Raw genomic sequence first — 20947 nt, forward strand, 5'->3', positions numbered from 1 at the left:
TTTCCTGCCTCCCTTGCTGTCCTAAGTACCCACGGCTACTTCTCCCTCGGCACTGAGCCGGACGGAGACCAAGCGCGAAATGGCGTCATTTCCCATGGTCACCCCATACAGGACATCGGCCAGTTCCATTGTTCCTTGCCTATGGGTTATCACTAGAAATTGCACGCTGTCGGTATACTCCCGCAGCAACTTGGCAAATCGCTTCAGATTAGCCTCATCTAAAGCGGCATCAACTTCATCCAAGACACAAAAGGGACTGGGCCGCTCCGATAGCATGGCGAAGAGGAAGGCGATTGCCACCAGGGTTCGCTCCCCACCGGAGAGTAGTTCAAGACTTTGCAGTTTCTTACCCGGTGGTTGGGCATACATCTCCAAACCACTTTCTTCCCATTCGCCCTCTTGGACTAAGACCAAGTCGGCATCGCCCCCGCCAAAGAGCCGACGGAAAATGTCCCGGAAATTCTCCTTCACCCGATGCAAAGTAGCATCGAATCTCTCCTGGCAGACCCGATCCATCTCTTCGGCCACCTGCCGCAAAGAGCCTCTGGCTTCCACCAAATCATCTCGCTGTCGCCGGAGAAACTCATACCGCTCAGAAACCGCCCGATACTCCTCGGCGGCATTGAGATTGACGGGTCCTAATTCCCGCAACTGGGTTCGCAAATACCCCACACGCCGCTTGGCCTTGGCTGCGTCGGCGGCAGGCTCCACTTGTTCTAGCAGCTGCTCTTCTGTGATTTCATACCCCTGCCATACCTGTTCAAGAATGTGCTCCTGTTGAACAATCAAGCGTTCTTCCCGGCGCTGATAATCATGTAACCGCAGCTGCAGATCCCCGGCAGCCTGGCGGCCTTCGCCTAATTCCTCCTCCAGTGACTCCAAGCGTTGTCGGTATCTGGCAACTTCTTCCTTGATCTGCCCCTGCTTGGCCTCGGCCTGGGTGAGTAGTTGTTTTAACTCTTCCGCCTCAGACTCAAGCCTCTGCATCCGACGCCGCAACTCTTCGCCCTGTTGGGTGAGCTGCCGTAGTCGCTCTTCTTGCCCCTTCGCCGTGGAGCGAATCTCCTCCCGTCGGTGGAAAGTCTCCCGATACCGAGCTTCTATCGTTTGAGCTTTGCTCTCCAGTGCCGCCAGCTCTATCCGCAATCCCGTGAGTTCTTTTTCCACATTGCTGGTAGCCTGTCCCGCGGCAGCCAATTGGGCATCCAGTTCTGCCAGCTGCTCCTCTATCTGCTGGACTAAAGCCTGGGCCCTTGCCATCTGCTGCTGCGTCTTCCTCTGTTGGGCCACTACTTCTTCTCCCTGGCTGGCTATTTGCTCCTGCTGCTCCAAGACCCGGTGAAGGACTGCTTCGATTCGCTCATAGCTGGACTTTGCGCCGGCCAAATCCCGCTGGACTGCAGCCTGCTCCACCAACCGATGTTGCATCTGCTCCTGCAGCTTTTTTTGTTCCGACTCCCAGTTGTCTATCTCCTGAAGACACTGGGCGATGGTTTCATCGGTTCTTGCCAGCTGCCCCTTCACCTCTTGGGCCTGCACCACCAGTTCCTCTAATTCCTGCTTGCGAGTTAACAGACCCCCAGTACGTTGCCGTCGGGGACTTCCACCGGTCATCGCTCCGCCGGGGGAAATCTGATCCCCCTCAAGGGTGACGATTCGAGAAAAGTTTCGCAGTTCGTTGGAAACAGCCACAGCGGATTTCAGATCTTCCGTAACAATGACCCGTCCCAAGAGATACTCCCGCATCGGAGCGAGCCTGTCTTCGCATCTGACCAACTCCGCGGCCACTCCCAGACATCCGGGAATTCTTGTAATTTGGTCCCGCTCCCGCTGAGATAGGGTCCCATAACGCAGGCCATCAAGGGGAAGTACGGTAATTCGTCCCCCCTTGGTCTGTTTTAGGTGTTCAATAGCTTTTTGTCCCGCTTCCTTGGTCTCGGCAACGATATTTTGCAGACCGGAACCCAAAGCGGTTTCCACCGCTGTAATCAAAGGCGCTGGGACGGTAAGCAAAGCGGCAACGGTCCCGATTAAGCCTCTTAGCGCCCCCTTTTCCCCGGCCTGCATCACCGCCTTTACTCCCCGGGAATATCCTTCGTAGTCCTCCTCCATTTCCTTGAGAACACGCCACCGGGATCGCAGGGAGTTGAGCCTCCGATCCAAATTAGCCCGAGCTTGCTGGGTCTTTTGTAACTGAGCCCTTTGCTCCTGCAGGGTTTGATCACAGACTCCTAGGGCTTCCTTTACCCGCGCAAGGTTAGCAGTCTCTTCATCGTAGCGTTTAGTCAGTTGTGCTACCCGCTGCTGAAAAACCTCTTTCTCCCGTTCATGCTCCCTTTCCTCTTGGCTCAGCTCAAGACGGCGCTGAGCTAGGTGCTCCAATCGCTCTTCCAGGCCAATGAGAACTCGAGCCAGCTCCTCAATCTCCACTCTGGCCCCTTGGTGTTGTCGTCGCAACTGGTCCATCAAGATCTGCTTGTCCTGAGCTGCCGCCCTGGCTTCATCTTGGGTCTGGATAATGGCTGCCTGCCGTTCACCGGTGGCAGCGATCTCAGCCTTAACGACAGTTAGCTCACCTTGGAGGGCATCAAGCTGCCCAGAAAGCTCCTTCTCCGAAGCTTGCAGCCGCTCCAGGTGCTTCGAGACTTCCTCAAGCTGACTGGTGGTATACTCTAGTTGAACTTCGCTCAGAGCCCGTTGATGCTGGACCTCGCTGAACCGCTGCCGATAGCCGTCCGCCGCGACAATGGTCTCCTCCAGCTTTTCCTGAGCTGCCGCTAGGATTCCCTTCTGCTGGGTGATAGTATGCTCCAGCCGGCTGTTGTCCTGCTGCAGCGCCGCTAAGTCCCTGCCAATTACAGCCGCGGATCGGCCAAGCTCCTCCCGTTGCGCCTTCAGCTCCTGGAGTTGCGCCTTGAAATAGCCTAGCTCCGTCCCCTTTAGCTGCTCCGTAATGGCGAGATATTCCTCAGCTCTGGCAGCCTCGATCTGCAGCGGTTCGATCCGCCCTTCCAGTTCGAGAATAATATCATTGACCCGAAGTAGGTTCTGCTCGGTATCCCTGAGCTTGCGTTGGGCTTCTAATTTGCGGGCACGATACTTGACTACCCCGGCCGCCTCCTCAATGATTCGCCGCCGCTCTTCGGGCTTGGCCGACAACACCTGGTCGATTTGACCTTGGCCAATCAAGGCATAGCTATCTCGGCCCAGGCCGGTATCCATGAACAACTCTTGAATATCCTTGAGGCGACACCGAGTACGATTAATCATGAATTCACTCTCGCCAGACCGATATACCCGTCGGGTGACAGTGATCTCACTGAAGTCCAGGGGGATGTAGCCATCGGTATTGTCCAAGGTCAGGGACACATCGGCATATCCTAGAGGGCTCTTTCCATCACTGCCGGCAAAAATGACATCCTCCATGCAACTTCCCCGCAGAGACTTGGCGCTTTGTTCACCCAATACCCATCGGACCGCGTCCGCGATATTGGATTTACCACTGCCATTGGGGCCCACCACGGCCGTGATTCCCGGCACAAATTCTAAGCGAGTCCTCACCCCAAAGGACTTAAATCCATATAGATCCAATCGTTTTAAATACAATGGCATCCCTCACTAACTGCCTCACCACAACAATAGCTTCTTGGTCAGCTGACGTAGAGATTCTTTCCAGTATTTCTCGTCCCGCTCGAGGTAATCCTGCGGGCCGACAAGATCAAAAAAGCCGCAGCAAAGGGTCTGCGGCGATGTCAAACCTGTTAGCCTGGGTCAAGCCTGGGCCAAGAATTCTTGTATCTCCACCACCAGGGACTCAAGGGTTGCACTCAAAGACTTGGACGGATACCCCACCACATTTAGATTGCAGCGAGTCGTGGGAAGCAAGAATTTCTGCGCTGGACTTGCTGCCACCGCTAAGGCCATAGCTGGCGTCAACTCCCCGAACATCGAGTTGGCCGCAACAATTCCCAGAGGACCCACAATGATATCACAGGAGCTACAAGTAACGGTAATGGCATTCTCGCCGGTGGCTCCGGCGTCGGCCCCTGCCTTCAGCATCGCGGCTGTAGCAATGGCGTTGGTACCCAAGGCAATGATTTCAATGTCTGGGGATAGGGCCCGTCGCAAGGCTTCGACAATGCTTCTGCCCAGGCCGCCTCCCTGTCCGTCGATGACTGCAATCCGCATTAGTACCTCTCCCGCTCCAAGTTGATTCTGTGACTTGTCCACCTTACTGGATCATACGTCATCGATGAAGGGATCTCCTCTCCGAGCAGTCTAGTCTCCCGCCACTGCCGGCAGAGGCACGTTCAAGTATAGATCCTCACGCTTTCGCACCTTCATGGGAATATTGGGGCTGAGCAATGAGCCATATTCTAGGAGAATGCGACGCAATTTGGAACGAACTCTGGTTCTGGCGTTATCGATAGTCTTGCCACCAACGCCGATCTCTTGCTCAATTTCACCGTTGCTGTACCCCTGCAGTAATAACGTGATTACGGCAAACTCCAGCAGTGACAAATGGTTTTTTAGCACCTCACGAATTTGCTCGTTAACAAATTGCAGTTCCACCCAATCCTGGGGATCAATGGCAGCCTCTTCATTGGGTAATAACTCCATGATGATACGTCCGTCTTCGTGACCCACATGACTGTAAAGGGAGATGCCTTCATTAAGTGCCCGATGCTTGTTCCCGTTACTCTGCTTGATTACATTGTAGATCTTGCGAATAATGCAGATGTAGGCGAAGGAGCTGAATTTCACGTTATACTTACTCTGATATTCATCGATGGCACTTAGTAACCCGATGGTCCCTTCCTGCATCAAATCGTCAAAGTCCAAGAAGCTGGCATAGTAATTACTGACGATGTGTTTTACCAAGGGCGTATATTTGTGAATCATTTCCTCTTTTGCCGCAGCGTCTCCGGCTCGAATCCGTTCTAATATCTGCAGGTCTAGTTCTTGATTCAGATCCTTCACAGCTTGTGCCCTCCTTGTCCATCGATCCACTTCATCTATATGCTTGTCTTGTGGATTTATGACAAGGCCGGCAGGAAAAACAAAAAAGAGTATGACCTGCTCTATCCGAACAGATCATACTCGTAGTCCGCCATCTTAGCTAGGGCTTCCCTGGCAGCGGCTTGTTGGGCCAGTTTCTTGCTCCGGCCCCGACCATGCCCTAGGATTTTACCCCTCCACTGCACCACTACCTGGAACTCCTTGGCGTGATCCGGCCCCGTCTCCTTGTACACTTCATAGGTAGGTACCTCGGTGGAGAATTTTTGCAGCACCTCTTGGAGTGCGCTTTTGGGATCGATCACCGGATTGCCCGTCAATAATCTCTCGATCTCAGGAGCCAGTTGGGTGAGCACAAACTCTTGAGCTCTCTGGTTCCCCAGTGACAGATAAATTGCTCCCACCAAAGCTTCAAAGGCATTGGCTAACAGGGACTCCCGTTCCCTACCACCGGTTTTTTCCTCTCCATGTCCCAGGCGCAACAACTGACCCACTTGCAGCCCTTTGGCCTGCTTTGCCAGAGCCGGCGCACTGACCACCGCTGCCCGCAGTGATGCCAATTCTCCCTCCGGTCGATCGGGAAGAAGCTCGTACAGGTAACGGGCCACTGCCAGACCCACTACGGCATCACCGAGAAACTCCAACCGCTCATTGTGCTCTGCAGTCTCGGGATTTTCATAGGTATAGGACTTGTGGGTTAGGGCTATATCAACCAGCTCCAAGTCCACTCCATCAATTCCCACTGCCCGACAAAAGCCCTCTAGCTTCCTGGTGCGATCCCCTGTGTTCAAATCCGACTCGCCTTCCCTCTTGTTCAATTAATCCTGGTAGCGGGAAAACAGCAGAACTGCGTTATGTCCACCAAAGCCAAAGGAGTTGGACATCGCCACCTTCACATCGGCCTTCCGCGCTTGATTGGGAACATAGTCCAAGTCACATCTTTCATCGGGTTCTTCCTGATTAATCGTTGGCGGAATCATGCCCTGATTGATCACCTGAATCGAGACAATGGACTCAATTCCTCCGGCGGCTCCCAACAGGTGTCCCGTCATGGATTTGGTTGAGCTGACGGGAATTTGACTTGCCCGATCGCCAAAGACCTTCTTAATGGCTAAGGTCTCGAAGACATCATTGAGGATCGTTGACGTTCCATGGGCGTTAATGTACCCAACATCTTCCTTGGCAACTCCCGAGGCAGCCAAAGCCATGTTCATCGCCCGAATGGCCCCATCACCCTCCGGCGATGGGCTGGTGATATGATAGGCATCTCCCGTCGCACCATAGCCCACCACTTCAGCGAGAATGTTCGCTCCCCGCTCTAAGGCATGGTTCAGTTCTTCCAAAATCAGGATTCCAGCCCCTTCCCCCATGACAAAGCCATCCCGCCTGGCATCGAAGGGACGACTGGCTCCCGCAGGATCCTCATTATTGGTTGACAAGGTCTTGGCTGCGCAAAAGCCCGCCAAGGGTAGGAAACTAATAGGAGCTTCAGCACCACCGGTAATCATCGCCACAGCATCCCCCCGTTGAATAATTCGGAAGGCATCACCGATGGCATGGGCACCACTGGCACAGGCCGTTACGGTGCAGCTGTTGTGTCCCTTGGCACCCAACACGATAGATACTTGGCCGGCAGCCATATCGGCAATCATCATCGGAACGGTAAAGGGGCTAACCCGAGTTGGTCCCTTTTCAACGATATTCCGGCATTGGGCCTCGAGGGTTTCGATTCCACCGATCCCTGAACCGATGAGAACACCAATCCGATTAGCCTCTTCACCTTCGATGACCAGGCCGGACTGCTCCTTGGCCATCAAAGACGCAGCCACCGCGTATTGGGTGAACCGATCCATACGCCGGGATTCCTTGCGATCGATAAAATCCAAGGGATCGAAATTCTTAACCTCCGCGGCAATCCGGGTCGGGAAGGGTGATGCGTCAAACCTGGTGATGGGACCTACTCCACTCTTGCCAGCGATGAGATTGGCCCAAAATTCGTCAATACCGATGCCCAAAGGAGTTACTGCACCCATGCCTGTTACAACTACTCGATGATTCAATCTAAACCACCCCAAAAGCTTTCTGCAATACCAGTCGGTGTTAATAGGTCTGCTAATTAGGTAAATGATTGCTAGTAAAATGGATCCTACACTGACTGCAGGATCCACACTAGTCGCTCAAGTTGCTGCGAGATTACTCGGTCTTTTCTTTGATGTAATTCACAGCATCCTCGACAGTGCTGATTTTCTCAGCGTCTTCGTCGGGTATCTCGAAGTCAAACTCCTCTTCAAAGGCCATAATCAGCTCAACGATATCCAGGGAGTCTGCTCCCAGATCATCTATGAAGGAAGCTTGCGGGGTCACATCGTCGGACTCCACGCCCAGCTGCTCAACCACAATCTCTCTGACTTTCTCGAATACATCCATGATTGTCACCTCCTCACCCTACAATTATCCAAGTGGCGACAAATGAGTCGCTGACTTAAACCATTAACAAGCCACCATTAATGTTTAACACCTGGCCGGTTATGTAACGGCTGGCATCGGTAGACAAGAACCACACACCATTGGCAACATCCTCAGGAGTGCCAATCTCGCCCATAGGAATCTGCCCCTGGAGAACCTCCTTCTGCTTGTCACTTAAGGCATCGGTCATCTCAGAGGCGATGAAACCAGGCGCCACTGCATTGACGGTAATTCCTCTACTGGCTACTTCCCGGGCCAGACTCTTGGTGAATCCTATCAGCCCAGCCTTTGACGCAGAGTAGTTGGTCTGGCCGGCATTACCCATCAACCCGACAACGGAGGCGATGTTAATAATCCTGCCGTAACGGGCCTTGAGCATCGGCCGTAGCACTGCCTTACTGCACAGATAGGCACCCTTAAGATTGACATTCAAAACGGCATCCCATTGGCCTTCATCCATCCGCATCAATAAACTGTCCTGGGTAATACCAGCATTATTCACCAAAATATCAATGCTGCCCAAATTGGCTATCGTGGCCTCGACCCCTTGGCTGATGGAATCAGCATTGGTAACATCTACTGGGACAAAGATAGCTTGGGCACCCTGAGCCTTCAGTTCGTCGGCTACCCCCTCGTGGTCCGCGAGATCCCAAAGGGCTACCTTGGCGCCATCCTGGGCCAGACGACGGGCGATGGCTCGGCCAATCCCCCGGCCGCCTCCAGTCACCACTGCAGTCCTGCCTGTCAGACTCATATTACTACATCCCCTTTCTGCATTGCAAGCAATTTCTCCCAGCCTTGTGGGTCGTCAACACCGACGACAAAGGCCTTACGATCGATCTTGCGTGCAAGTCCCGTCAACACTCGTCCTGGGCCTACTTCGACGAAGCCCTTGATACCCGATTGCAGCAAATAGGACATCGTCTGTTCCCACAGCACCGGGGAACTGACCCCAGCAACCAACGCCTCCACCAGCTCCTCCGCTGTTTGCACCGGCTTGCCTACGTAATTGGCAATCATCGGGATCTGGGGATCCTGAACATCAATAGTAGCAAAGCGCTGCCTGAGCCTATCGGCCACCGGTTCCATAAAGGGGGAATGGAAGGGCCCACTGACGGCCAGGGGAACTACCCGCCGGGCACCTCTTTCCTTGGCTGCCTCACAGACTCGGGTCACCGCCGGAGTAAGTCCGGAAACTACCACTTGTCCTGGAGCGTTGAAGTTTGCGGCCACGGCCTCTCGATTTCCCACTTCTTCGCAGATCTCCACCACCTCGGCTCCTGTTAAACCGAGGATGGCCGCCATCATACCGGTACCATCGGCGGCTGCCGCCATCAGCTCTCCCCGCAGGCGCACCACTGAGAGGGCATCGGCAAAGGTAAGCGCCCCAGCGGCAACGGCAGCAGCATATTCCCCTAGGCTGTGTCCAGCAACGGCTCGGGGAGAAGAGCCCTTGTCCAACAAGACCCGATACCACCCGACGCTGATGGTAAACAGTGCCGGTTGGGTATTAGCGGTCTGGTCCAACTCCTCCTTCGGTCCCTCGGCAATGAGGCGACTGAGGGGCATTGCCAAAACCCCATCGGCTTCTTCTAGAGTCTTTCTTCCCGCGGGGTACTCACTGAGAGCTTGTCCCATACCTACATACTGCGAACCCTGCCCTGGAAAGAGAAATCCCAGTGTATCTACCGTGCCCATCTCATCACCGCACTAGCCCAGGTTAGTCCCGCTCCAAATCCCACCAGAACAATGAGATCACCTTTGTTGATCAAGCCTGCCTCCTTGGCTTCATTCAGGGCAATGGGAATAGAGGCGGCAGAGGTGTTGCCATAGCGGTCAACGTTTACGAAAACCCGCTTTGAATCGAGTCCCAACCGTCTGGCGGCGGCGTCAATGATCCTGGTATTCGCCTGATGGGGGATAAACAGGTCAACATCATCGGCACTGAGGCCAGCCCGCTGCAGGACTTGACTAGAGGCTTCCCCCATGATCCGAACGGCAAACTTGAAAACTTCATTGCCGGACATACAAATAAAATGCTGCCGATTCCTGATGGTCTCCTCCGAGGCCGGCATACGCGAGCCACCGGCCGGCAGGTACAGCGTGTGCCCCCCGGAACCATCGGAACCCAGGTAGGTGGCTAAGATGCCGTAATCTTCTTCAACTGGTTGCACAACCGCCGCCCCGGCACCGTCGCCAAACAGAACACAGGTACTGCGATCGGTAAAGTCTATGATTTTGCTCAAGGTATCGGCACCAATCACCAGCACAGTGCGGTACTTACCAGCGGTAACAAAACTGGCCGCTACATCTAGGGCATAGACAAAACCAGAACAGCCCGCGGATAGATCAAAGGCTGCCGCATTGGTTAATCCCAACTTATCTTGAATAATACAGGCGGTGGCAGGAAAGGCCATATCCGGAGTTATGGTTCCCACTATAACTAGATCCACATCCTCCGGCTTAACTCCGGCGTCCTCCAAGGCCTTGCGCCCTGCCTCCGCCCCTAGGTCTGAAGAAGCGATATGCGCCTCAGCAATCCGACGTTCCACAATCCCCGTCCGAGTCCGAATCCACTCATCGCTGGTGTCTACCATTCGCTCCAAATCAGCGTTTGTCAAAACTTTTTCGGGAATAGCTCGACCGGTGCCCGTTATCCCCGCAGGTAGTAGTTGTCTCACCTTATTCACCATCCGCATCCTCAATGTTTGCTTGTATAGTAGAGACTACCTGATTGTCTACAGCCTCCATCGCCGCGATCAGTGCGTTTCGAATTGCCTTGCGATTAGAGCTGCCATGGCTGATAATACTGACTCCCTTGACTCCCAACAGAGGGGCACCACCGTACTCGGTGTAATCAACTGCGGCGGCCACTCGTTTTAGTCCATCCTTGACAAGGAGCGCACCCAGTTTGCTTTTCATATCTCGAGTCAATTCTCTCTTGATCAGGGAAAACAGTCCCTTGCCCATTCCCTCGGCAAATTTCAGGACGATGTTTCCCACAAATCCATCACAGACCACGACATCGGCAGCGCCCAACAGTATGTCTCTTCCTTCGATATTGCCAATGAAGTTAATTCCAGAGGTTTGTTCCAATAACCCATAGGTTTCCAGAACCAAATCATTCCCCTTAGTACTCTCTTCTCCAATACTGAGCAAGCCAATCCGGGGCCGGCTGATCCCCATTACCTTTTCCATATAAATACTACCCATGATTGCAAACTGCTGGAGATTTACCGGCTTACACTCAGCATTAGCTCCAGCGTCAACAATTACACTGGGACCCTGCAAAGTTGGCATTGGGCTGCCAATCGCCGGCCGATCAATTCCAGGAATTCGCCCGATGCGCAGCAGAGCACTAGCCATGGTAGCTCCGGTGTTCCCGGCGCTAACCATCGCATCGGCTTCACCCTTTCGCACCAGATTGGCGCAGACTACCACCGAGGCATCTTTCTTTCGCCGCACTGCCTGTGCCGGATGCTCCCCCATGTCAATTACTTGCGGAGCATGAACAATACTTAGATTATTCCCCAATGGTCTGCCTTCCAGCGCCTGTTCAATCTTAGCTTGGTCCCCCACTAAGATCACATGATGCTGCCCATGGGTTTGAACGAAGTCCCATGCCCCATTGACCATATCCTGGGGAGCATGATCTCCACCCATCGCGTCCAGGGCAATCCGCATACTTCTCATCTCCTGACTAAATTCCGTCAACATCTCCATTCCATTGACCCAGGCCTACGGCGCCGGTGGATGCTGGAGTCCAACAACGGTGAATTCACCGACAAACACCAACTGGTTCTCTACTCGGCTTTCTACAAGAACTTCATAGCGGTCAGCGCGAGCAGACTTGATCACAGCCCGAGCAAAAACTCGATCCCCAACAAATACCGGCCTGACAAACTTGACCTCGGCCTTAGCTGTTAGAGCTACGGGAGCATCCACCAGGGCAATCGCCAGGGAATTACCCTGAGCAAAGACATAATGGCCTCTGACGATTCCTGTCTTCTTAAATCCCATGTCATCGGTGGTCAACAAAATCGATGACCCCGATTTCTCCAATTCAATCTCCGTCAGTTCACCAATAACTTCTCCTCCACTGACGGAACGAATTCGAGCATAAGTAGTTTCTGCCAAATGCTTGGTCCGTTCCCGCAATTCGGGAATTCCCAGCTCCATGCGGTCTAGGCGTATTGTCTGCACACTCACATGCAGTGTGGCAGCCAATTCCTCATCGGTCATGAAGGGGTCTGAATCCAGCAGTTCACGCAGCTGTTGTTGCCGCTTCTCTTTAGCTTTGCTCCTGGCCATGAATTCCACCTTACTTCCGAATTTTATCTCTGTAATGACTTAAGACCTGGTCATAAACATAGTTTACTGTATAGTCATTGGACATGCAAGGGGAACCAAGCAATTTTTGTCAGAAAATCCTGTGAAAATGGTCACTATCAACACAAAAAAGCGAGAACCACTGATGGATTCCCGCTTCCTCTAGCCGGCAACGGCTCTATGATCGTATTTTTGGCCCACTTTACTCGTCGGCCCCAGCTGCAACTTTCTTACCGTCGTACCAGCCACAATTGCCGCATACCCGATGGGGTAGCTTTGGCTCATGGCACTGAGGACAAGCCCCCAGATTTGGAGCATTGGTCTTCCAATTGGCTCGACGAGATCTAGTCTTTGCCTTTGACTGTCGCCTCTTTGGAACTGCCATCGTCCCACACCTCCCATCACTAATAACGGATGCTGTTTTAACTCCGCTATTTGTCCTCTTCCAGTAATTCTTTCAACGCGGCCCATCGCAAGTCGGTATTATCTGGTTTGCAGTCACACTGCACATCGTTCTTGCTCTGGCCGCAGTTGGGACAAATCCCCTGGCAATCATCCTTACACACAATTTTCATCGGTACTGCAAGATAAAAGGCATCCCGCAGGGTATCGCTAATCTCCAGGTAAGTGTGGTCATAGAACCTCACTTCTTCCTCCACGGGGTACTCGCCGGAGCTTTCTTCACGCTCCCGCCACTGATCATAGCGTTCGCTATCCTTGGGAAGATACTCTTCAGAAAACCCACCGGACAAATGATAAGTAAAGGGCGTCAAACAGCGAGAACAGGTAAATTCCATCTGGGACTCTACCCGACCCTCCACCATGAAGGTGCGGTTGCCGATGTTGGTGATCGCTACCTTTGCCATGACAGGTCCCCGACCTTCCTCGGCGACGTCATCGAGTCCCAACTGGGAACACTCCAGGGAAAATTCTCTCTCAATTCTAGCTCCTGTTTCGTCCTTGATTCGTGATATATCAATCCGCATCGAGGCTCACCCCAAAATTATATTACCAGCATCGGGCTCTGTCAAGCCATTACCGAGTGCGATCGCCCTGAAACCACAGGGGTGAATCGCTGTATCCGGCAGCCTCCAGGACCTTTTCCTGGTGACTGCGATGCATCGTCCCATCTAGATGCAACCGTGATCCGAGGAAATGAACACAAAAGTGACCGCTAAAACCATTATTATTGATACTTCCACTTCCATGGGGGAACCCATTCATCGAAGCTGCAATCCTTCTGCCCCCAATCTCAAGGGCAACGGCTCTGCGCTCCCAGCTAAAGCATCCACCGTACAGGGATTTCAGCACCTTGGTGTCCGCTGCGGTCAAAGGTTCAACGTCGGCATGAAGATGGCCGTGATACCGACGGACCTGCAGGGAGCGGCCGGTAACCAAGTCCACGATGGTGGCAGCGCTGCCGTGGGGAAAAAGCAAATCTACCTCTTCCCACAACACCAGCTCTGGATCCCTCACCGGAGCCTTGGCCTGAAGACGTCTCCAGGTTTGAACTCCCACGATGCCGTCGGAAACTAGACCTTCATCCTTCTGGAAATTGACGACTGACCTTTTCGTATTAGGACCAAAGATCCCATCCACCTCTCCCGATAGGTAACCCAAGGAAGCCAAAAGGTCCTGTAGGACCACCACCTCGGGGCCCCGATGGCCTTGACGAAGCAGGGGTACATCTGCGGCAACAACAGGTGGACAGAGCAGTCCAACTATGATGAGCCAACAGCTGAAAAATCTCCATTTGGTGCTCCGCATTTCCCACCCGTCCTCTCAGCCTGAGGCAGATCTGATACCTGTACTCATGGAATATCCATGCAAAGGGGCCATATATATGTATTACCTGGCTTCGCCTTCCAGCCGGGCTGTGAACCACTATCTCTTAAGGGAAAGGTGATAGATGAAATGCCCACTACGTCGCGTCCCAGCAAGGCCGGGACCATTATTTTGGGCGCCGCTGCCCTCATCTTAACTATCTCTGTCATTGCTTACCCTGACGTAGCCTTCGACGCCTCATTGAATGGGCTTCGCATCTGGTTTGACGTGGTGCTTCCTGCCCTTCTCCCCTTTTTTGCAATGTCAGAGATTATGATTGGCCTCGGAGTTGTTCACTTCATGGGAGTCTTGGTGGAACCCATCATGCGCCCGGTCTTTCGCATTCCGGGAGAAGGAGCCTTTGCGGTGGTTATGGGTCTGGCTTCGGGGTATCCCGTCGGTGCCAGAATTACAGCCCGCCTGTATCAGGAGGGAATGTGTAATTCCGTTGAGGGAGAGCGTCTCGTCAGTTTCGCCAATACCGCCGACCCGTTGTTCATGATTGGCGCGGTGGCAGTGGGCATGTTTGGACTCAGGAGCATTGGCTCAACCATAACCATCGCTCACTATATCAGTGTGGTCCTCGTAGGATTCTTGATGCGATGGCATAGACCTGCCGCAGCATCGACTCCCCCTTCTCGTCGAAAAACAAGGGGTGGCAATATGTTCTCCCGGGCTCTGTCGGCCATGCACCAAGCCAGAGCCAACGATAATCGCTCCTTGGGTCAAGTTTTTGGAGATGCCGTTAAGGACACCTTTAACGCCCTGCTATTCGTCGGTGGCTGTATTATGATGTTTTCTGTCTTCACTGCCGTGCTGACGGCATCGGGAACCATTGACTGGCTGTCCACCCTACTCCAGAAGTCCCTGACTCTATTTGGTCTGAATGAATCCTTGGCTCCGGCGGTCCTCAAGGGGATCTTTGAAATCACCATCGGGTGTCAGGCTGCCAGTGAGGCCAGCGCCTCACTCCTGCACCGCGCAGTGATTGCCAGCGCCGTCATCGGCTGGAGCGGTTTTTCCGTCCATAGTCAAGTGGCAGCGATGGTACAGGGCACCGGAATCCGCCTGATGCCCTATATAATCGCTCGCGCCATGCATGGAGTACTGGCTGCTATCGTTACGTACATAATAGCTATCCTCAATCCCAGCGTCTTGAGTTCCCAAGCTGCCCCAACTATCGGCTACTCTTTCATCCCAGCTGAGGGAATGACTTTTCTCACCGTGATCTCATCGGCCTCAGCGCTAGCGGGAAAAATCGCCTTGGTTATTGCAGGGCTAGTTTTCCTGGCCTGGATTCTGAGCAAAATCAAAATCGTCTCCTTCATCGTTAAGGACTAAGTATGACTGTCCAAGGGCCCCGGTCCAGGCACCGGGGCTCTTTACTCCTGCACCTTTATCCTATCGCTGTTCTTTCCGTACAACCGGTACAGATTCTGCTCAACGTGGGGCGGTACCCAGCGAGAGACATCGCCCCCCATACTGGCTACCTCTTTGATAGCACTGGAGCTGACAAAGGAGTATTCCGTATTGGTCATCATAAAGATGGTTTCAATATCCTCGTCAAGCTGGGCGTTCATTGCCGCCATCTTAAACTCCATCTCAAAGTCCGTCACCGCTCGTAAGCCCCGCACCAAGGCCACCGCGTTTTTCCTTCGGGCATAATTAACAGCCAACCCGGAGAAGAAGTCACAGGAAACATTGGGAATGTCCTTCACCGTTTCGTTGAGCATGGCTAATCGTTCATCGACGGTAAAACTCGCTGTCTTGCTGGGGTTGACCAAAATTGCAATGTACAGCTTGTCAAAAAGGTTGGCTGCCCGGCGGATAATGTCCAAATGACCGTAAGTAACGGGATCAAAACTTCCCGGATAAACTGCGATTCTCATTCCATACACCTCTGCAACGTTCCACTCTTATTGATACTGATAGAAATATAGTTCTGTGTCTCCGTAGGTCTGAGTGCGGGTAAGAGTTAGATCCCCAATTGCCTGAGGTAGGCCTGTCCCAGATTCTTGCTCACAGACCACCAGGCCATCGGGACACAAGAGTCCTTCGCTGTGAATCAGGCCCACCAAGTCCGGCACGCAATCGAGCTGGTACGGTGGATCCATGAAAATAATGTCAAACACAGCCGCCTCTTTGCCCAGAATTCTCAAAGCCTTGTCGACATCAATCCCCATCACCGTAGCCTTGTCCTCTACCTTCGTTAGTCTTAGGTTTTCTCGAATAGTTGCTAAAGCCCTGCGATTTTTTTCCACCAATACCGCAGTCTGCGCCCCCCGACTTAAAGCCTCGATGGCAATAGCCCCTGTTCCGGAAAACAAATCCAAAAACCTGGCTCCGACAACCCTTGAAGCCAAGATAGAAAAGAGGGCCTCCTTCACCCTGTCGGAAGTCGGTCTGGTACCGCCACCTTTGACAGTCCTAAGTCGTGTTCCCCGAGCTGTACCTGTGATCACCCGCATAGCTGTCACTCCCAGTTCTCAACTAACGTCCTTGACCCCGCGCAGACAAAATTGCGACAAACCGCGCATAATGTTAGCCGGAGTGCACCATATTATGAACGTAGTAAGTCGCAACCCTCCCCAAAGGCACAGGAAGTGCCGTCAACCGTTCCGCGGGTGATACGCTCTTCCTCCGGTTTCTCCTCTCCCTGAAAGCAGCGGTCCAACTCCGCTGCTTTCTTTTCAGCTAAGTCTCTGCTGGATTCGAGCAGCCAGTTCCTCCTCGATGGCAGTCGAAAGTAAATAATCGGGAGGCTGTGCCTGGCCGATGATCTCCAGCGCTAGGGCCCTCGCCTTTTCCAACTCCTTGATGTCAGTAAGATCCGCAAACTTCATTTCAGGAAATCCCGACTGCTTCAGTCCCAGCAATTCCCCGGGCCCTCGGATCTTCAGGTCTGCCTCAGCGATGAGGAAGCCATCGAACACTCGCCGCATTACCGCGATTCGCTCCCTCCCTTGCTCTGTACTGGGATTGGCAAAGAGCAGGCAATAGGATTGATGCACCCCCCGCCCGACTCGACCTCGCAGCTGATGCAGCTGAGACAACCCGAAACGCTCCGCATTTTCAATAACCATCACAGTGGCATTGGGAACATCGACACCGACCTCAATAACAGTAGTAGTAACGAGAATATCGATGGTTCCGTTGTAAAAATTCTCCATCACTGCTGCTCGGTCCTTGTAGGGCATCTGTCCATGAACCAGCCCAACCTTTAGATCGGGAAAGACGAGCACCAGATCTTGGTAATGGGTTGTCGCTGCCTTTCCGTCAACCTCTTCGCTGGGCTCAACAAAGGGACAAACCACATAAACCTGCCGACCCTTGGCCACCTGCCTCCGCAAAAACTCATAGACCTGGGGCCGATCCCTCTCGGCGATCCACCGGGTATCAATCGGTTTCCGTCCCATCGGCAACTGGTCCATAATGGAAACATCCAAATCCCCGTACAGGGTTAGGGCCAAGGTCCGAGGAATCGGAGTGGCCGTCATCACCAAAAGATCCGTCTCCGGTTTGATCAGCATTTCACGCTGCTCCACCCCAAAGCGATGCTGCTCGTCGATCACTGCCAGGCCCAAGTTGCGAAATTCCACACCCTCTTGGATCAATGCGTGGGTGCCGACGACGACCTGCACCTGGCCGGACCGTAAACCCGTAAGGATTTCCCTTCGTTCCCCCGGTGGCGTTCGCCCCGTCAAGAGCCGAAAGGTGATCCCCAATTCTGCGATGGTTTTTGTCAGGGAGGCAAAGTGCTGTTCCGCTAGGACCTCCGTTGGCGCCATGAAGGCCGCCTGATACCCCCCAGCTACGGCCTTGACCATCGCGTATAACGCGACTATGGTCTTGCCTGAACCCACGTCCCCCTGCAGCAGGCGACGCATCGGGTGAGGCGACTCCATATCAAGGCGGATGTCATTGATCGCCTGCCTTTGAGCCGCCGTTAACTGAAAGGGCAATTGGGCAAAATAACCCTGCACCAGTTCGTTGTCAACACCGTGCTCGATACCCCGGTGGTGCTGCCTTGCCTGGAGGTTTTTCCGCATCAGAATCAACTGCAGGCACAGGAGCTCATCAAAGGCCAGTCGCCGCCAGGCTTGGTTGACCTCCTCCAAGTTCCGGGGCCAATGCATTCTCCGTAGAGCTTCGGGACGAGACACAAGGCCCAACTGGTGAAGATCCGACTCTGGGATGAACTCCACTATGTTTCCTGCGTACTTCGTCCAAGCCTGGAAGAGCAAATCCCGAATCAAGCCCTGGGTGAGCCCGTCGGTGAGGGGATAAACTGGCACGACATTTTCCCCAGGGTCCGATGGAAAGCGCACCTGTGGGGTTCTGAAGATGAGCCGCCCACCTTCCGACACCGGAGTGCCCAGCAAAGTAACCTCGGAAGCGGTGGCCAGCTTCTTGAGAAGTGGCACTTTGCCTTTATAGGCAGTGACAAACCACAGCACTCCCACCTCACCGGTTTCATCTTGGACCTGGCCAGTGATGATGGACAAATTCCGCCTTTTCGTCCGCCGGTGGCGCACTCCGACAACTTGGCCGCGGACACAGGCACTTTGCCCATCCCTTAACTGGGCGATGGGTGTTAGATTGCTCCAATCTTCATATCTGCGGGGTGGTAACAAAAATAAGTCGGCCACAGTCTCAACACCGAGCTTCGCTAGTCGCTGGGTTCGAGCCGGGCCGACGCCTTTTAACTCACTGACTGGTACCCTGTGTAACACTGTCAATCCACGCCTCAATCAATGGTAGGATAGAAGGCTACTCCAGCTACTCCTGGACCGGTATGTACCCCGATAGTTGGTCCGATTTCACTAATAGTTAATTGAGAAATCGGCACCCCGGTCTCGGCCAATCCGGCCTTTAGTTCCGCCGCGACATCAAGCCCCTCCAAATGAGCGATAGATGCCGTTACGGCATTATTGTTAGCCTCTTCACCAAAATACCGCACTATCCTTTGTAAAGCCTTGGTCTTACCTCTAGTCCGATCCAAGGGAGCCACAGTACCATCGACAATCTGCAACACGGGTTTGATCTTGAGGACGGTTCCCAACATCGACGCCGCTTTTCCGATCCGTCCATTACGCTCAAGATATTCCAGGGTGTCTACCAGCAAAGCAATACGCATCGTGTCCCGTATTTGCTGCAACTGTCGAAGAATCTCGTGACGAGTAGCACCGGCGTTGGCCATTTCTACCGCTCGCATCACCATCAGCCCCATTCCCACCGATGCCGACAAAGTGTCAAAAACGACTACATCGTTATCCACCATGTCTGATGCCATGACAGCACTTTGGTAGGTTCCGCTTAACCTGCTAGATAGGGTCAAACACAGCACCTTATCGGCGTAGTCAGTCTCTTGATACGCCTTGACAAAGTCACCGGGCGATGGTTGAGCCGTATGGATTTTTTGTGCCGTTGGTAATCGCCGACGGAACTCCTCACGGGTCAGATCGATACCATCTTTGTAGTCTACGTTATCTATGTGAACCGATAGGGGCACGATATGCAACCCCTGCTTTGGCTGAAAGGATTCCGGCAGGTCAGCACCACTATCGGTAACGATCGCCACTTTACCCACTAGATCACTCCTACTTGCTCCACTGCCACTTACCTATTCGACACCAATGATGTAGTAATAAAGTGGCTGCCCGCCGTAGTGAACTTCTACCTCCATGTCAGGGAACAACTCTTCCAATCGCTTTCCAAAGGCCTCGCCCTGTTCACGACTCATTTCTTGTCCGTAGTACACGGCGATAATCTCTGCGTCATCGGACCTGAGTCGCTCAACCACCTGCAATCCCACTTCGTCGATATCCTCACCGGCGACAACAATTTCTCCCTCAACCAACCCAATGATGTCTTGTTCGTTGATGTCCAAGTCCCCGGCCTTTGTACTGCGAACGGCATAGGTAACCTCACCGGTGGACACCAGGTAGACCATCTCATTCATGTTCTCGTAGTTGGTGTCGGCATCAGCCTCGGAATCAAAGGCCATGGCTGCACTGATTCCCTGGGGAATTGTCCGAGTTGGCACTACTAGTACCGGTTTCGTGGACATTTCCGCCGCCTGACTTGAGGCAAACAACACATTCTTATTGTTGGGCAACAGAATTACTGATTCCGCGGGTACCGCATCGATGGCCGCGACTAGATCCTCGGTGCTGGGATTCATCGTTTGACCCCCGACCACTACCTGATCGACTCCAAGACTAGTGAAAATCTCCGCCATCCCCTGCCCTACACAAACGGCAACCATGCCCACTGCCTTCTCAGGTTCAGCCGGCAAGCTTTCGGTCGACACTCCGGCGGAATCCTGCACGGCACCGTTGAACTGACTCATCTCTTTCCGCTGTCTGGCCTCTCTCTCTTCCACTGCCTGACGGTTCTGCTCTGCCATATTGTGAATTCCGATCTCAACTAAATCACCAAGCTTAGCGGCATAGGAAAGGACTCTGCCAGGATCATCGGTATGGATATGAACCTTGACCACCTGCTCATCGCCAACGACTAGCATCGAGTCTCCCCAATCACTAATCTCTCGACGAATGGTGTCGGTCAAGAGTCCAGTACCCTTAATGATGAACTCTGTACAATACTTGAAGGTTAGCTCTTCTGCCAGGGAAATGCCGCCAGGGGCCGCAGATTCAGGGGCACCTTCGGAAAGGGGAGCGCTGGGAACGTCTTCTCCTCGAAGGAACCCGATAACTCCCTCCAGGATAGTGACAATGCCCTGGCCCCCGGCGTCTACTACACCGGCTTCCTTGAGAACAGGAAGTAGTTCAGGAGTTTTCTCCAGGCCCCGCTGAGCCCCCTGAAACACCGCCTCGACAACCTCCCAAACGTCTGCCCCAGACTCTGCGGCCTTGTTAGCCGCATCGGCGGCGTATCGCCCGACGGTGAGCATGGTACCCTCAACGGGCTTCATCACAGCTTTGTAGGTTGTATCCCGAGCAGCCTGAACAGCCTGAGCCAGCTCCTTTGGACCTAAGGTGTCATGGCCTTGACAACCATCGGCAAAGCCACGGAAAAACTGGCTAAGAATCACTCCGGAGTTACCTCTGGCTCCCATTAACGAGCCCTTGGCAGCCGCGGCAGCTAGCTCTCCCACTGAATCCGACTTCGATAGCTCTACCTCCTTGGCTGCAGCCATGATAGTCGAAGCCATATTCGTTCCGGTATCTCCGTCGGGTACCGGGAACACATTGAGGGAGTCAACATACTCTTTCTGCTCACTCAATCTATTTGCAGCAGCATACAACATTGACCGAAAGTCGCTACCAGTAATTCGTTCCGTATCCAA

The 20947-nt window shown here is 53.5% G+C and carries 20 protein-coding genes; 1 reads left to right on the forward strand and 19 read right to left on the reverse strand.

Annotated features, from left to right (window positions below; all coding sequences use genetic code 11):
• Positions 1 to 21 precede the first annotated feature (21 nt).
• From smc to GX030_02485, 14 genes are all read right to left on the reverse strand, one after another.
• Complete coding sequence (smc, locus tag GX030_02420; GenBank protein ID NLV91235.1) at positions 22 to 3606, reverse strand: chromosome segregation protein SMC; 3585 nt, start codon at positions 3604 to 3606, stop codon at positions 22 to 24.
• Between the two features lie 165 nt (positions 3607 to 3771).
• Positions 3772 to 4188, reverse strand: coding sequence for a DUF3842 family protein (locus GX030_02425; protein NLV91236.1), 417 nt, complete (start codon positions 4186 to 4188; stop codon positions 3772 to 3774).
• 90 nt (positions 4189 to 4278) lie between these two features.
• Positions 4279 to 4980, reverse strand: coding sequence for a sigma-70 family RNA polymerase sigma factor (locus GX030_02430; GenBank protein ID NLV91237.1), 702 nt, complete (start codon positions 4978 to 4980; stop codon positions 4279 to 4281).
• Between the two features lie 101 nt (positions 4981 to 5081).
• The gene (gene rnc / locus GX030_02435; protein NLV91238.1) at positions 5082 to 5759 is read right to left on the reverse strand and encodes a ribonuclease III; all 678 of its coding nucleotides are present in this window, start codon (positions 5757 to 5759) and stop codon (positions 5082 to 5084) included.
• A 75-nt stretch (positions 5760 to 5834) separates the two neighbouring features.
• Positions 5835 to 7076, reverse strand: coding sequence for a beta-ketoacyl-ACP synthase II (fabF, locus tag GX030_02440; protein ID NLV91239.1), 1242 nt, complete (start codon positions 7074 to 7076; stop codon positions 5835 to 5837).
• A gap of 133 nt (positions 7077 to 7209) precedes the next feature.
• Positions 7210 to 7443, reverse strand: coding sequence for an acyl carrier protein (locus tag GX030_02445; GenBank protein NLV91240.1), 234 nt, complete (start codon positions 7441 to 7443; stop codon positions 7210 to 7212).
• 55 nt (positions 7444 to 7498) lie between these two features.
• Positions 7499 to 8236, reverse strand: coding sequence for a 3-oxoacyl-[acyl-carrier-protein] reductase (gene fabG / locus GX030_02450; GenBank protein ID NLV91241.1), 738 nt, complete (start codon positions 8234 to 8236; stop codon positions 7499 to 7501).
• A complete protein-coding gene (fabD, locus tag GX030_02455) occupies positions 8233 to 9180 on the reverse strand; it encodes an ACP S-malonyltransferase (protein ID NLV91242.1) in 948 nt (315 codons plus the stop codon). The genes fabG and fabD overlap by 4 nt, the downstream gene beginning before the upstream one ends.
• A complete protein-coding gene (locus tag GX030_02460) occupies positions 9168 to 10175 on the reverse strand; it encodes a ketoacyl-ACP synthase III (protein ID NLV91243.1) in 1008 nt (335 codons plus the stop codon). Before GX030_02460 ends, fabD begins: the two co-directional genes overlap by 13 nt.
• Complete coding sequence (plsX, locus tag GX030_02465; GenBank protein ID NLV91244.1) at positions 10165 to 11166, reverse strand: phosphate acyltransferase PlsX; 1002 nt, start codon at positions 11164 to 11166, stop codon at positions 10165 to 10167. Before plsX ends, GX030_02460 begins: the two co-directional genes overlap by 11 nt.
• 54 nt (positions 11167 to 11220) lie before the next feature.
• Positions 11221 to 11793: a transcription factor FapR gene (fapR, locus tag GX030_02470; GenBank protein NLV91245.1), complete on the reverse strand. Its 573-nt coding sequence runs from the start codon at positions 11791 to 11793 to the stop codon at positions 11221 to 11223.
• A gap of 220 nt (positions 11794 to 12013) precedes the next feature.
• The gene (gene rpmF / locus GX030_02475; GenBank protein ID NLV91246.1) at positions 12014 to 12196 is read right to left on the reverse strand and encodes a 50S ribosomal protein L32; all 183 of its coding nucleotides are present in this window, start codon (positions 12194 to 12196) and stop codon (positions 12014 to 12016) included.
• 46 nt (positions 12197 to 12242) lie between these two features.
• The gene (locus GX030_02480; GenBank protein ID NLV91247.1) at positions 12243 to 12797 is read right to left on the reverse strand and encodes a DUF177 domain-containing protein; all 555 of its coding nucleotides are present in this window, start codon (positions 12795 to 12797) and stop codon (positions 12243 to 12245) included.
• A gap of 49 nt (positions 12798 to 12846) precedes the next feature.
• Positions 12847 to 13578, reverse strand: a complete 732-nt coding sequence (locus GX030_02485) for a peptidoglycan-binding protein (GenBank protein ID NLV91248.1) — start codon at positions 13576 to 13578, stop codon at positions 12847 to 12849.
• Between the two features lie 147 nt (positions 13579 to 13725).
• Between GX030_02485 and ylbJ the strand changes: the two genes are divergently transcribed.
• The gene (gene ylbJ, locus GX030_02490) at positions 13726 to 14976 is read left to right on the forward strand and encodes a sporulation integral membrane protein YlbJ (protein ID NLV91249.1); all 1251 of its coding nucleotides are present in this window, start codon (positions 13726 to 13728) and stop codon (positions 14974 to 14976) included.
• Positions 14977 to 15017: 41 nt separating this feature from the next.
• On the opposite strand, the gene coaD is transcribed toward ylbJ, so the two are convergent.
• The 5 genes from coaD to GX030_02515 all read right to left on the reverse strand — a co-directional run bounded on the left by coaD (position 15018) and on the right by GX030_02515 (position 20947).
• On the reverse strand, positions 15018 to 15524 hold the full coding sequence (gene coaD / locus GX030_02495) for a pantetheine-phosphate adenylyltransferase (protein ID NLV91250.1): 507 nt from the start codon (positions 15522 to 15524) through the stop codon (positions 15018 to 15020).
• A gap of 27 nt (positions 15525 to 15551) precedes the next feature.
• Positions 15552 to 16103 (reverse strand): 16S rRNA (guanine(966)-N(2))-methyltransferase RsmD, encoded by a 552-nt coding sequence (gene rsmD, locus GX030_02500; GenBank protein NLV91251.1) that lies wholly within the window; start codon positions 16101 to 16103, stop codon positions 15552 to 15554.
• A 222-nt stretch (positions 16104 to 16325) separates the two neighbouring features.
• A complete protein-coding gene (gene recG / locus GX030_02505; GenBank protein NLV91252.1) occupies positions 16326 to 18374 on the reverse strand; it encodes an ATP-dependent DNA helicase RecG in 2049 nt (682 codons plus the stop codon).
• Positions 18375 to 18382: 8 nt separating this feature from the next.
• Entirely contained in the window at positions 18383 to 19225 is an 843-nt protein-coding gene (locus GX030_02510; GenBank protein NLV91253.1) for a DegV family protein, read from the reverse strand.
• Between the two features lie 33 nt (positions 19226 to 19258).
• Positions 19259 to 20947: a DAK2 domain-containing protein gene (locus GX030_02515; protein ID NLV91254.1), complete on the reverse strand. Its 1689-nt coding sequence runs from the start codon at positions 20945 to 20947 to the stop codon at positions 19259 to 19261.

This window comes from Bacillota bacterium, assembly GCA_012727955.1.
GTDB lineage: Bacteria > Bacillota > Limnochordia > DTU087 > JAAYGB01 > JAAYGB01.

Bases quoted from the DNA above. Each gene is read 5' to 3' on its own strand.
- GX030_02425 (NLV91236.1), bottom strand. From the start codon at position 4,188: ATGCGGATTGCAGTCATCGACGGACAGGGAGGCGGCCTGGGCAGAAGC.
- GX030_02445 (NLV91240.1), bottom strand. From the start codon at position 7,443: ATGGATGTATTCGAGAAAGTCAGAGAGATTGTGGTTGAGCAGCTGGGC.
- fabG (NLV91241.1), bottom strand. From the start codon at position 8,236: ATGAGTCTGACAGGCAGGACTGCAGTGGTGACTGGAGGCGGCCGGGGG.
- fabD (NLV91242.1), bottom strand. From the start codon at position 9,180: ATGGGCACGGTAGATACACTGGGATTTCTCTTTCCAGGGCAGGGTTCG.
- GX030_02460 (NLV91243.1), bottom strand. From the start codon at position 10,175: ATGGTGAATAAGGTGAGACAACTACTACCTGCGGGGATAACGGGCACC.
- plsX (NLV91244.1), bottom strand. From the start codon at position 11,166: ATGCGGATTGCCCTGGACGCGATGGGTGGAGATCATGCTCCCCAGGAT.
- fapR (NLV91245.1), bottom strand. From the start codon at position 11,793: ATGGCCAGGAGCAAAGCTAAAGAGAAGCGGCAACAACAGCTGCGTGAA.
- rpmF (NLV91246.1), bottom strand. From the start codon at position 12,196: ATGGCAGTTCCAAAGAGGCGACAGTCAAAGGCAAAGACTAGATCTCGT.
- GX030_02480 (NLV91247.1), bottom strand. From the start codon at position 12,797: ATGCGGATTGATATATCACGAATCAAGGACGAAACAGGAGCTAGAATT.
- GX030_02485 (NLV91248.1), bottom strand. From the start codon at position 13,578: ATGCGGAGCACCAAATGGAGATTTTTCAGCTGTTGGCTCATCATAGTT.
- ylbJ (NLV91249.1), top strand. From the start codon at position 13,726: ATGCCCACTACGTCGCGTCCCAGCAAGGCCGGGACCATTATTTTGGGC.
- coaD (NLV91250.1), bottom strand. From the start codon at position 15,524: ATGAGAATCGCAGTTTATCCGGGAAGTTTTGATCCCGTTACTTACGGT.
- rsmD (NLV91251.1), bottom strand. From the start codon at position 16,103: ATGCGGGTGATCACAGGTACAGCTCGGGGAACACGACTTAGGACTGTC.